Origin of the sequence: Hymenobacter convexus, assembly GCF_030580955.1 — a bacterium.
GTDB lineage: Bacteria > Bacteroidota > Bacteroidia > Cytophagales > Hymenobacteraceae > Hymenobacter.
Window position 1 is genome coordinate 607,338 of the sequence record NZ_JAUQON010000001.1, and the last position, 12,565, is coordinate 619,902.

Genomic DNA, 12,565 nt, shown 5'->3' on the forward strand with positions numbered 1-12,565 from the left:
TTCCCACCATGAAACTCCTCCAACAACTAGGTCTGGCCGGGGCGCTGCTTTTGTCGGCCGGCTGCTCGCTGCAGGAAGACCCCTACGGCTTCGTCTCGCAGGGCAACTTTTACAAAACCGAGGCTGATGCCAACGCGGCGCTTATCTACGCCTACGCCATCCTGCCCGAGATTGAGTACTACGCACGTGGCTTCATCACCGTCACGGAGCTGCCCACCGAAGACATCACCCTCAAGCCCGACGCCGGCGCCAGCAACTTCGAGTTCGACCGCCTGGCCGTGCGTGCCGATAACACGGACCTGACCACCACCTGGCGCTACGCCTACATCGGCGTGAACCGCGCCAATGCGGTGATTGCCAACGTGCCCGGCATCAGCAACATGGCCGAAGCCAACCGCAACGAGCTGGTGGGCGAAGCCTACTTCCTGCGGGCGCTGCACTACTTCAACATCGTGCGCCTGTTTGGCTCGGCGCCGCTGCGTACTGCGCCCGTCACCTCGCTCAGTCAGACCGACGCGGCCAAGGCATCTATTCAGGATATCTACAACCTGATTACCAGCGACCTCAAGCAGAGCATCGCCCTCACCGACCTGACCCGCCGCGACGGCCGCGCCAATCGCGTAGCCGCTTGGGGCCTGCTGGCTAAAGTGGACGCCACCCTAGCCTCAGCCAAGCTGACCGGCACGCCCGGCTACGACTTCGTGACCGACGCCACGGGCCTATACGCCGAAGCCAAGACGATGGCCAACAGCGCCCTCGGCGCCTCCGGCTACGGCCTCTCCGCCAACTTGAAGGACATCTACGACGTGACCAAAAAGAATGGCCCCGAGCACATTTTCGACGTAGCCGTGGACCGCACCGGCCTGTCGGAGGGCAACTACTCGAAGCTGCCGCTGATGTTTATCCCCTACATTGACGGAGCCACGTTCACGCTCAGCGACGGCACTCCCGTAAAGTCTGGCTACAACCACTTCCTCACCGAAGGCGCCCTCTACAACAGCTTTGACCCCGCCGACAAGCGCAAAATTGAGCTCATCCCGAATACCGTGACCGTGGGCACCGCGACGCGCACGCTCGGCATCACCGACTACAGCCGCCCCTTCACCCGCAAGTACCTCGACCCGCAGCAGGTGGGTGAGCAAACCAGCGCCAATACGCCCGTGCTGCGCTACTCCGACGTGCTGCTGCTCTACGCCGAAGCCTGCGGCCCCACCACCGACGGCTACACCGCCATCAATCGCATCCGCAGCCGCGCCAACATCGCGCCCCTCACGCCAGGCCTGAGCGCCACGGCCTTCCGCGACGCCGTCATCCAAGAACGGTCCTGGGAACTGTGCTTCGAAGCCAACCGCCTGTTCGACCTACGCCGCACGCACAAAATGGAAGAAGTGCTGGTACGCCAGTACGGCAAAACCATCACCGGCGACCCATACTACTTCCCCATCCCGACGCGCGAAGTGGACCTGAACGCGCTGCTGTAGAACCGGGTGGCTTGTAGCGTGGACTCTGCGAGTCCGCGCCTGGGCTAACGTCCCGGCAATGCGCGGACTCGCAGAGTTTACGCTACATCCCTCTCCGCGCGACCACAATCCAAATCTAAAAATCCCACCAATATGAAATCCCTAAAAATTACCCTACTAACTGCTGGCGCGTTTGCCAGCTTCCTGGGCGGCTGCAAGCAGGACCCGTTCAAAGACATCGTGAGCAACGAGCGCGCCATCACCGATTTCGTACTTGATAAAAACCAGATTGGCGTGGCCGAAATCACCCGTACCGCCGACATGGGCAAGGTGATAGTGTACGTAGTGCCTGGCACCGACCTGACCAAGGTGATGCCACGCATCGAAACCTCCTACCACGCCGAGGTGAGCCCCGGCTCGGGCCAGCCCACCGACTTCTCAGGCACGAACCGGACTCGAACCTACAACGTCACCTCGCAGTCGGGTGAAACCCGGCCCTGGACGGTGGAAATCCGGGACTACGTGTCGGATTTGGACGGAACGTGGTCGGTAACCAACCTGCAGTTTCAGTACTTCATCGGCGAGGGCGAAAGCTGGGGCTGGAACGGCACCAAAACGCTGGCCAGCAACATTCCCGACGCCAGCAAGGAACTGGATAACACGCTGACCTTCGCCGTAACCGGCGTCACGGCCGACGGCAAGCTCACGGGTACCTTCAACCACCAGGCTGGTCCCGATGGGCAGTTTGCCAATTTCATGTACGGCGCCACCGACTACAACTACAAGTTCCGCCGCCTGCCCCGCAATCAGGGCACCTGGATGCGCAACTTCGCCGACAATACCATCACCTTCAACCCCGGCACGGCGCAGACCAAAACCGTAGCCCTGGAATTCAGCGCCGACAAACGCTCGCTGAAAATGCCCTTCAACGTGCAGCCTTACGACATCGACTGGAACGGTGACGGCGGCAAAAAGGAGCTCGGCGGCGCCAAGACTTACTGGTACATGCTCCGCAAATAACTGTCTTTAAATTACTTAAATCACCGCGCAGGAGCGGCTCCGGTGCCCCCGTGGGCCGCTCTTGTTTTCTGGCTGGCATGGCTTCTTCCTTTTTCAAGTACTACCTGTTGGCAACGCTCGGTTTGGCAACTAACGCCGCCGCCCAATCAGCCAAGGTGCTGCCTTATTTGAACAGCATTTCGGGCACCAAAACCCTGGCCGGCCAGCACAACAAGGAGCCCAACGCCGAGCCGACGAAGTGGACGGACTTCATCTATAGAACCACCGGCAAGTACCCCGCGCTGTGGAGCGGCGACTTCCTGTTTCAGCAGGAAAACATCGACAACCGCTGGAAAATGATAAAGCAGGCGCGCAAGCAGTACCGCAAGGGCGCGGTGGTGAACATCATGTGGCACGCCTGCCCGCCCGGTCCTGGCGAGCCCTGCGCCTGGGACCCCGGCCTGCTCAACCAACTGCTCACCGATGCGCAGTGGCAGGAACTCACTACCGACGGCACGCCCCTGAATAAGGCCTGGAAAGCCCGCATGGATGGCATTGTGGTGTATCTGCAGTACCTGAAGGACCACAACGTGGAGGTGCTTTTCCGGCCCTTGCACGAGATGAACCAAGGCAAGTTCTGGTGGGGCGGCCGGCCCGGCCCGAACGGAACCGCCCGCCTCTACCAAATCACCCATGACTACCTGCAGAAAACCAAGGGCCTGACCAACCTCATTTGGGTGTGGGACATGCAGGATATGAGCCGCGACTTTGCCCAATACAACCCCGGCGAAGCCTACTGGGACGTCTTCGCCTTCGACGTGTACGACCAGGGCTACAACAAATCGTGGTACGACTACATCCTGCCCATTGTGGGCTCGAAGCCCATGGCCATCGGCGAGTGCGCCACCCTGCCGACACCGGAAATCCTGGCAGCGCAGCCCCGTTGGACATTTTTCATGAGCTGGGCCGAACTGGTGCAAGAAAAGAATTCCGTCGAGGCTATCAAGCGCATTTACGACGCGCCGCAGGTGCTGACGCGTGATGAACTGCCGAAGTGGTAGCCGGGGATGAGGTAATACGGCTGCACACGAATATGCAACCCGCTATACAACAGCTATGAACAACTGGAAAGGGCTGCTCCTTGGGCTGCTGGCATGGCTGGCAGCCCCGGCGAGCTACGCGCAAAAAATCATCAATTCAGCGAAGCTGACCACCGCGTCGGTGCGTGAGTACGAGAAGGCCGAGTGGGAGATTACGCTCAATTCGGCATTCAAAAACCCGTACAATCAGCAAGAGGTGAGCCTGGATTTGGTGCTGACCGCGCCGAACGGGCTGCCGGTGGTAGTGCCCGCTTACTGCGAGCAGAACGCCGCGCCGCTCTCGCGTTGGAAGGTGCGGTTTGCCCCGCAGATGCTGGGGGCGTATACTGGCTTTTTTCGGCTGACCAGCAAGGCGGGCACGGAGGAATCGACGGTTAGCTCTTTCACGGTCGTGGCGGGCAAGAAGCCTGGTTTTCTACACAAGAATGACCTGTACACCTTTCGGTTCGATAACGGCGAATTGTTCCGCGGCATCGGGGAGAACGTAGCCTGGGAATCCCGCTCGTTCGAGGACCAGAAGTTTACTTACAACTACCTGCTGCCCACGCTGGCGAAAAACGGAGCCAACTTCTTCCGCACTTGGATGTGCTATTGGAACCTGCCGCTGGAGTGGCAAAAGGTCAGTTCCACGAAGCGCTACGTCAACTCCACCGACTACTTCCACCCGGGCGCCATTAAGCGCATGGACGAGTTGGTGCAGCTCACCGATTCGCTGGGGCTGTACTTCATGCTCACGCTGGACTGGCACGGGCATTTGATGGAAAAAGGCGGCTGGCGCAACAGCCCCTACAACCAGGCCAACGGGGGCCCGGCCCGCACGCCCACCGAATTTTTTACGCTACCCGCCGCGCAGCAGAAGTATAAGAACAAGCTGCGCTACATCGTGGCCCGTTGGGGCTACAGCCCCAACATCGCCGCCTGGGAGTTCTTCAACGAGGTGGATAATGCCGTGTACACGCAGCAGGACAGCCTGCTGATTCCGCACGCCGCCGTGACGCACTGGCACGCCGAAATGAGCCGATACCTCAAGGACATCGACCCCTACCAGCACCTCGTTACGACCAGCATCTCGCACCGCGACATCGTGGGGATGAATTCTGTGCCGTATTTCGATTTCAACCAGAAGCACATCTACAAGCACACCGAGAAAATTCCGGCCATCTACCCCGACTACATCCAGACATTCGGCAAGCCCTACGTGGTGGGCGAGTTCGGCTATCGCTGGGAAGATGCCAACCCGGCCTACAAAGACAGCTTCAACTACGACTACCGGCGCGGGCTCTGGTACGGTTTGTTCAGTCCCACGCCCGTGCTGCCGATGACGTGGTGGTGGGAGCTCTTCGACGACCAGCAGATGACGCCTTACTTCCGGGGCGTGCGCGAAATCAGCGACCGGATGCTGGCCGCCGGCCACGGCGACTTTGAGCCCTTCGACGTGGCCAGCGACGTGGTACAGAGCTTCGGCCTGCGCTGCGGCAATACCTACTTCGTGTACCTGCTGAACAATACCGCCGCGTCCGTATCCCCGGCGGTCGCTTTCCCCGCCGCTGGGACCAAAAAGCTGGCCGCCCAGTCATTCGACCCCGCCACCCGGCAGTACCAAAAGCTGGCCGGCCTGGGGCGAAACGACCAGCAAATCACCCTGCCCGCCCTCACTCTGGGGCCGCAGCAGGAGCGGGTGCTCATCATCACGGCCGGAGGCAAAGCCCGCGCTTTGTGAGCAATGGCATGAGCAGATGGACGAATTATTTTAACGATAGTAAGCCGGCGGTGGTGGGCCGCAGGCTTCGCTTGGGTTGGCTGCTCGTGGGGATTGGGGCGGGCCTGTTGCTGCAACAACCCGCAGCCCACGGGCAGCAGCCCAAGCTTAATTACGGCCTGGCCCGGCCGCAGGACCCGGCCACGCTGCCCCGGGCGCAAGCGCCTTACCTGCCGCCCACGCGCCGGCCGAAAGTGCCGCCACGCACGGTGCTGGCTGCCGCGCCCGATGGCCGGCTGCGCCTCACCCAGGGCTGGGAAATGGCCGCGGCGAATGACGTGCCGGCGGCTGGCGCGGCTATCAGCCAAGTCGGTTTCCGCAGCGGCAGCTGGTACAATGCTACCGTACCGGGAACCGTGCTCACCACGCTAATCGACCAGGGCGTGTACCCCGACCCTTACATTGGGCTGAATAACCTGCGCATTCCTGACACGCTAGCGCGCCAGCCGTGGTGGTATCGCATCGCGTTTCGGGTGCCGGTTGCCAAGCGCAAGCAAAGCGCCTGGCTGACGTTTGCGGGCGTCAATTACCAAGCGGAAGTGTGGCTGAACGGCCAGCGGCTGGGCACCATCAAGGGCGCGTTTCGGCGGGGTGAGTTTGAGGTGTGCCGGTGGCTGAACCCCACCGGCGAGAACGTGCTGGCGGTGCGAATTCTGCCGCCGCCGCACCCGGGCATTCCGCACGAGGAATCGGCCCGCACCGGGCAGGGGCCGAACGGCGGCGCGCTGGCCGGCGACGGGCCCAGCTTCATGGCCTCGGAGGGTTGGGACTGGATGCCCGGCATCCGCGACCGCAACAGCGGCATCTGGCAGGACGTGCAGCTGCATTTCAGCGGCCCCATTACCCTGCACGACCCGCAGATTATCACCCACCTGCCGTTGCCCGATACGACGCGCGCGTCCGTTACCGTGCGCGCCACGCTGCACAACGCCAGCCGCCAGCCGCAGACGGTGGCTGTGACCGGCCAGCTCGAAGGCCAGACTTTCCGCCAGATTGTGACGGTGCCCGCGCTCGGCGATAAGCTCGTAGTTTTCAATCCTGCCAGGTTTGCTCCGCTGCGGCTGAACCAGCCGCGTCTGTGGTGGCCCAATGGCTACGGCCGGCCCAATCTCTACACCATGAAGCTAAGCGTGGCGGCCGGTAATCAGCCCTCGGACCAGCAGACGGTGCGCTTTGGCGTGCGCGAGCTGACCTATGAAATGACGGTGGACATGCCGGTGGGGGAGGGGCAGCGGGTCGAGTTCAACCCACTGCGCTCGCCGGCGGGCCAGCTGCTGTTTGACAACGTGAACCGCCGTGAAGTCGCTCCCGAGGTCGCCGTGGCTCGCCTGAGGCCTGGGGCTGACCAGCGCGCTTTCACGCCCGTAGCGGAACCGGCGGCCGCGCCTTACCTCGTGCTGAAGGTGAACGGCCAGCGCATTTTCTGCCGGGGCGGCAACTGGGGCATAGACGATGCCCGCAAGCGCGTGTCGCGGGCGCGGCTGGAGCCTTACTTTAAGCTGCACCAGCGAGCGTACCTCAACATGATTCGCAACTGGACCGGCGAGAGCACCGAGGAAGAATTCTTCCAACTGGCCGACGAGTACGGCATGCTGGTGTGGAACGACTTCTGGCTCTCAACCCAGGGCTTTAACATCGAGCCGACGGATAACGCGCTGTTCATGGACAATGCCACCGACGTGGTGCGGCGCTACCGCAACCACCCGAGCATTGCCCTCTGGTGCCCGCGCAATGAGGGCTACGCGCCCGTCGCCCTCGAAGACCCCCTGGCCCGCCTCATCGCCACCGAGGACGGCACCCGCTACTACCAGCCCAATTCGCGCAACTTAAACCTGCGCACCAGCGGCCCTTGGAACTACTTCACCGACCCGGCCGAATACGCCCGGCGCCTTGCCCAGGGCTTCACCACCGAAATCGGGACCTTCTCCGTGCCCGAGGCCCGCACCATCCGCCAGTTCATTCCGGCGGCCGACCAGTGGCCCATCAACGACACCTGGTACTACCACGACCTGCACGCCGAGCACGCGCAGCCGCAGTACCTGGGTGACGTCACCCGCCTCTATGGGACGCCCACGGGCCCGGAGGACTTCGCCCGCAAGGTGCAGTTTCTCAACTACGACCACCACCGCGCCATGTTTGAGGCCTGGAACGGCCGCCTCTGGCACGATGCCAGCGGCGTGCTGCTTTGGATGAGCCACCCGGCTTGGCCCAGCATGATTTGGCAGCTGTATTCCTGGGACTACGCCACCCACGCCGCCTACTACGGCGCGCAAAAAGCCTGCGAGCCCCTGCACGTGCAATGGAACCTGGACGACCACCAGGCCGTGGTGGTCAACACCACGCTGCGGCCGCTGACGAATGGCAAAGTGGTATGCACGTTTTACGACGTAGCGGGGAAGCAGCTTGCTACCGAAACCCGCCCCGGGCAGGCATCAGCCAACCAGACTACGGCCGTTTTTACACCACAGCTACCGGCCCCGCTGCCCCCCGTGTACTTGCTGCGCCTGCAATTGACGGACGCGGCCGATAAGCTGATTTCTACGAACGACTACTGGCAAAAGGCGACGCCCGCGGGTGATTTTCAAGCCTTCAACGCGCTGCCACCGGTGCCGCTGGCGCCGCGCCTGATTCGGCAGGATGCGGCCACGCATTCGCTTACTTACGAATTGGTGAACCCCACGACTACGCCCGCCGTGGCCGTGCGCCTAACCTTGCTGAGCGACCAACAGCAGCCGGTTTTGCCAGCTTATTTCTCAGACGGCTACTTTACGCTGCTACCGGGCGAACATCGAGTTATCGACGTGCAATACCCGGCTTCGGCCTCGCCCGCCGCTTTGCGGCTGCTTGCTGAAGCATATAACGGCCGCTAACCATTTCGCTCTTCGTGCCATGCGCTTGTCTTCTATGAAAACCTATCATCTTTTGCCCCTGCTAGCGCTACAGATACGGGTGGCCGCCGCTCAACAAGGGAAACCAGCCGTTACGCTGCCCGCCAATCAGGTACGCTTGGCCACCGGACTGCTGGAAGGCGCCACGGCTGCCAGCGGTATTCACGAGTTTAAAGGTGTGCCCTTTGCCGCGCCGCCGGTGGGCAAGCTGCGCTGGCAGCCGCCGCAACCCGTGGCAAAATGGGCTGGCGTGCGCCCGGCCAAAGACTTCGGGCCCCGCGCCATGCAGCTGCCGCTGTATGGCGACATGAACTTCCGCTCCAGCGGCGTGAGCGAAGATTGCCTCTACCTGAACGTCTGGACGCCCGCCAAGTCGGCCCAGGAGCGGCGGCCGGTGTTGGTGTATTTCTACGGCGGCGGCTTCAACGCCGGCGACGGCTCGGAACCGCGCTACGACGGCGAGAGCATGGCCCGCCAAGGCATTGTGGCGGTCACGGTCAACTACCGGCTGGGCGTGTTTGGCTTCTTCGCGCATCCCGCCCTCACGCAGGAGTCGCCGCACCACGCGGCTGGAAATTATGGCTTGCTTGACCAGCAGGCGGCCCTGCGCTGGGTACAGCAGAACATTGCGGCCTTTGGCGGCGACCCAGCCCGTGTTACCATCGGCGGCGAGTCGGCTGGGTCGGTTTCAGTGAGTGCCCAGTTGGCAGCGTCCGGCTCGCGCAACACCTTTCGACAGGCCATTGGCGAAAGCGGCTCGCTGCTGAGCGCCGACCGTGCTCCCGCGCCCCTGGCTGAGGCTGAGCAAGCCGGAGGAACTTTTGCTTCGCAGGTAGGAGCCGCTTCGCTCGATGCCCTGCGTGCCCTGCCCGCGCAGCAGTTGCTGGAAGCGGCTGGCCGGCCCCAGGCTCCCCGCTTCCGGCCGGTGGTGGACGGCTACTTCTTCACCAAAGCGCCGCTGGCGACTTACGCAGCGGGCGAGCAGGTCCGGGTGCCGCTGCTAGTAGGCTGGAATTCCCAGGAAGTCGATTATCACTCGCTCCTGGGTTCGGCCCCGCCCACGCTGGAGAACTACCGCGCCGCCGTGGAAAAGCTTTACGGCTCCCGCACCGCCGAGGCCCTGCAACGCTACCCAGCCGCCACCGATGCCGAAGTTGCCGCCGTGGCCACTGACCTGGCTGCCGACCGCTTCACGGCCTACGCCACCTGGAAATGGGCCGACCTGCACGGCCAAACCAGCGGCCAGCCCGTGTACCGATACCTCTACGCCCACCCGCGCCCGGCTATGACGCCCGCAATGGGGAACGCCACGGCCGGCCTGGCCGGCGGGGTGGTGCAGCAAGACGCTACCGCGCCCAAAACGCCTCCCCCCACCGGCGCGGTGCATTCGGCCGAGATTGAATACGCGCTGGGTAATCTGGCTACCAACAAGGTGTACGCTTGGACGCCGGCCGATTATGAGCTCTCGAAAACCATGCAGGCCTACTTCGTCAATTTCATCAAAACCGGCAACCCCAACGGCGCGGGCCTGCCTGTCTGGCCCGCCGCCAACCGCCCCCCCACTGGCCAAATCCTGCGCCTCGACCTTACCACCCAGGCCGTGCCGGAGCCTAACCGGGCGCGCTACGAATTTCTGGACCAATCAATTACCAAGTAATGCTCCTGATGGAAACGCTGAATACCCAAAAAGAAACGCTTTTTCAACAAGTAGCTGACCAGCTACAGGCGCAGGGCCTGCGCATCAGTCAGCGCGATGAGTCGCGCCCCTGGGGCGGCTTTTTTGTCATCGACGAAGCCCAGGCCCAGCAATTCGCCGACACGTATTTCAATGGCTTGCCGGTGGAGACGCTGCGCATTGCTGGCCAGCTCAGCCCCAAGATGCTGTTAGTTGCCCCGGAGGCGCGCCTGAGTTGGCAGTACCACCACCGGCGGGCCGAAATCTGGCAGGTGGTGCAGGGCCCCGTGGGCGTAGCCACTAGCGATACCAATGCTGAAGGAGAGGTGCAGTCGTACGCGCCGGGCCGCCGGATTATCCTCCGCCAGGGGGAGCGCCACCGCTTGGTAGGCTTAACGGGCTGGGGCGTGGTAGCCGAAATCTGGCAGCATACTAATGCGAACCAGCCGTCGGACGAGGAGGATATCGTGCGCGTGCAGGATGACTTTGGACGCTAGGTCCTGTCCGAAGTACATCTCTTATTAAAACTGTACTTGGATGGTGAGCTTGGTTTCTAGGTCAGAATAATTAGACTACTTAACTAGTGGTCAGTAGTGTTGGAACTTTTTGAGAAATGCCCTGGGCCATGTTCTGCACAATGTACATGGCTGTGGCCCGCTGGAATACTACGGTTCGCAGCTGTACCTGGCTTAGAGGCGCGCTCCCTTCACCGGTCCCACTGCGGTCCCTGACCCAGTGCACACACGTAATGCTCCCGGACCGGGGGCAAACCGGGGGCAGAAATGAAAATTGCCCCCGGTTTCTAAGAATATCAGTGCCGAATGCTGCTTGCAAATGGGGGAGTGCTTTCGGTAAAAGTGCCGTAGTATCAACGGCGCCGGCATGTAGTGGTATGGACCGGCAAATGACTGTTCCCAGGAGGGAGCGCTAATATATAAAATGCCCTTGCAAATCGTGGATTTGCAAGGGCATTTTTGCTGGTGTGGCCGACTCATGAAATGCTCAGTGAGAATGCGTGTTCAAGAGACATTTTACACACCTGCTTCTTGTGAAGTGCCCTTCGGTTTGCTGAGAGCAATACGCATTAAGAAACTCCTCGCTGCATTGCTCTTAACGGCCTAATTAGAGGTGCGATAGTGAATCGATAAAGAATTATGCTAAACGCCTCAAGAGGTACGGGCCACTGACCAACGTTTTGGCGGGCAATTGGAAAAAATAGCGCCCCAAGCGGTTCAAACGGGCAAAACGAACCGGTGTGAGTTGAGCCAGGCTCGGGTAACACCAGTGGAGCCGTGGCCTGTTGGCGTTGTGAGGCCGGTTGCGCGTAGACCATGTTTCAGACGACTGCGTTGGTGACCGCGTTGAGGGAGTGCGCGACTGCTTGCCGCGCCTCTTCCTGCTTTTGATACAACACCCCGGCGAGCATCAGCGATGGCCGGCGGTGGCGGCATCGAACACGCGGCAGAAGTTACCCCCGCCGAATTTGCCGATTTCCGCCGCCGTAAAACCGGTTTTTAGCAGCGCATCTACCACAGCGTAGTAGAATCCAACCGATTGGTTGGCCCACGCGCCGTTGGTGCGCTCCCCCACGCGGCCGCCCTTTGGGCCCCCACCCGGTCTGCCGGGGCCTCTGTCGCCGGGCGGCGGACCGTCGGCTCGGTTGCCCGGCGTGCCGCCCCCTTGCGGGTCTGGGCCGCCCGGTTTGGGGACGCGGGCGGGCTGGTAAGAAGGTGTCAGCTTGGTATCGGTGCCGATGCAAACGTGGTCGATGCCGACGACCTCCACCAGGGCCCGCACGTTCTGGGCATACGCCAGCGGCGTATCCGACAGGTGGGTCCACACCCCAATCACGCCGCCCGCGTCGGCTACGAACTTGGCGTGCGCCCGGCTGATGAGCCGGGGTTTCATCATGCGGGCCATGGTAGGATTCGGGCCCAGCTGGGTATCGAGGCCGGTATGGGAGACCAGCACGGGCTTGGTCGTCACGTTGAGCGCGGCGGTTACTGTTTCTACATTGGCGTGCGAGAGGTCGACGAGGATGCCCAGCCGGTTGCATTCGCGAATGGTGTCGGCCCCGAAGGCCGTCAGCCCGCCCCACTGCGCGGGGTTCGTGAACACGTCGCCCAGCGGCACCGAGGCGTCGTGGTCGTGCAACAGGCCGAGGTGGCGCAGGCCCCGGTCGTAAGCCCCTTGCAGCCGCTCCAGCTTACCCTCCAGAAAGTGCCCGCCTTCTACCGATTGGATGACGGTGGGCTGGTGCTTTTGGTGGGCGGCTTGCAGGTCGGCCAGGTTCAGGGCGCGTTGTAGGCCGTTGCGTTTCAGCTGCTGGTCCAGCGCCGTCAGCCCGTTGAGGAACCGCTCGTAGGCGTCGCCGGGGTTCTTCAGCTCCTGGTAGTCAACCGCGAACGTCAGGCAGATGGCCGACAGGCCGGTCTTTTTCATTTCGCCCACGATGTCCAGGTCCGGTCCCGGCAGCTCCGCTTGGGCGAGGGGCACGTCGACGTGGTTGTGGGTATCGATGCCCATTGTAGCGGCCACCAGCGCCGCCACCCGCGGGTCTACCTCGTCGATGGCCCATGCGGACAGGGGGGTGAGCAGCAGCGCGGCGCTGGCTCCGGCGGTGGTGAGTAGAAAGTTTCGACGGGTCCAGGTTGGTTGAGGCTTCATCTGTAGGAGGGGGGCGG

8 protein-coding genes are annotated in these 12,565 nt (G+C 62.4%); 7 read left to right on the forward strand and 1 reads right to left on the reverse strand.

Going from position 1 to position 12,565, the window contains the following annotated elements; translation table 11 throughout:
* Window positions 1-8: 8 nt before the first annotated feature.
* From Q4S41_RS02345 to Q4S41_RS02375, 7 genes are all read left to right on the forward strand, one after another.
* Window positions 9-1,481: a RagB/SusD family nutrient uptake outer membrane protein gene (locus tag Q4S41_RS02345; protein ID WP_305029522.1), complete on the forward strand. Its 1,473-nt coding sequence runs from the start codon at window positions 9-11 to the stop codon at window positions 1,479-1,481.
* A 132-nt stretch (window positions 1,482-1,613) separates the two neighbouring features.
* The gene (locus Q4S41_RS02350; protein WP_305029523.1) at window positions 1,614-2,480 is read left to right on the forward strand and encodes a hypothetical protein; all 867 of its coding nucleotides are present in this window, start codon (window positions 1,614-1,616) and stop codon (window positions 2,478-2,480) included.
* A 77-nt stretch (window positions 2,481-2,557) separates the two neighbouring features.
* Window positions 2,558-3,520, forward strand: coding sequence for a glycosyl hydrolase (locus Q4S41_RS02355; protein ID WP_305029524.1), 963 nt, complete (start codon window positions 2,558-2,560; stop codon window positions 3,518-3,520).
* A 55-nt stretch (window positions 3,521-3,575) separates the two neighbouring features.
* A complete protein-coding gene (locus Q4S41_RS02360; protein WP_305029525.1) occupies window positions 3,576-5,279 on the forward strand; it encodes a DUF5060 domain-containing protein in 1,704 nt (567 codons plus the stop codon).
* A 71-nt stretch (window positions 5,280-5,350) separates the two neighbouring features.
* Window positions 5,351-8,188 carry a glycosyl hydrolase 2 galactose-binding domain-containing protein gene (locus tag Q4S41_RS02365; protein WP_305029526.1) on the forward strand — a complete coding sequence of 946 codons (2,838 nt, stop codon included), beginning with the start codon at window positions 5,351-5,353 and terminating at the stop codon, window positions 8,186-8,188.
* Between the two features lie 19 nt (window positions 8,189-8,207).
* Window positions 8,208-9,863, forward strand: a complete 1,656-nt coding sequence (locus tag Q4S41_RS02370; RefSeq protein WP_305029527.1) for a carboxylesterase/lipase family protein — start codon at window positions 8,208-8,210, stop codon at window positions 9,861-9,863.
* Between the two features lie 8 nt (window positions 9,864-9,871).
* Complete coding sequence (locus Q4S41_RS02375; protein WP_305029528.1) at window positions 9,872-10,378, forward strand: phosphoheptose isomerase; 507 nt, start codon at window positions 9,872-9,874, stop codon at window positions 10,376-10,378.
* 928 nt (window positions 10,379-11,306) lie between these two features.
* On the opposite strand, the gene Q4S41_RS02380 is transcribed toward Q4S41_RS02375, so the two are convergent.
* A complete protein-coding gene (locus tag Q4S41_RS02380; protein ID WP_305029529.1) occupies window positions 11,307-12,548 on the reverse strand; it encodes a dipeptidase in 1,242 nt (413 codons plus the stop codon).
* Window positions 12,549-12,565: the final 17 nt, after the last annotated feature.

Bases quoted from the DNA above. Each gene is read 5' to 3' on its own strand.
- Q4S41_RS02350 (WP_305029523.1), top strand. From the start codon at position 1,614: ATGAAATCCCTAAAAATTACCCTACTAACTGCTGGCGCGTTTGCCAGC.
- Q4S41_RS02370 (WP_305029527.1), top strand. From the start codon at position 8,208: ATGCGCTTGTCTTCTATGAAAACCTATCATCTTTTGCCCCTGCTAGCG.
- Q4S41_RS02360 (WP_305029525.1), top strand. From the start codon at position 3,576: ATGAACAACTGGAAAGGGCTGCTCCTTGGGCTGCTGGCATGGCTGGCA.
- Q4S41_RS02345 (WP_305029522.1), top strand. From the start codon at position 9: ATGAAACTCCTCCAACAACTAGGTCTGGCCGGGGCGCTGCTTTTGTCG.
- Q4S41_RS02380 (WP_305029529.1), bottom strand. From the start codon at position 12,548: ATGAAGCCTCAACCAACCTGGACCCGTCGAAACTTTCTACTCACCACC.
- Q4S41_RS02355 (WP_305029524.1), top strand. From the start codon at position 2,558: ATGGCTTCTTCCTTTTTCAAGTACTACCTGTTGGCAACGCTCGGTTTG.
- Q4S41_RS02375 (WP_305029528.1), top strand. From the start codon at position 9,872: ATGGAAACGCTGAATACCCAAAAAGAAACGCTTTTTCAACAAGTAGCT.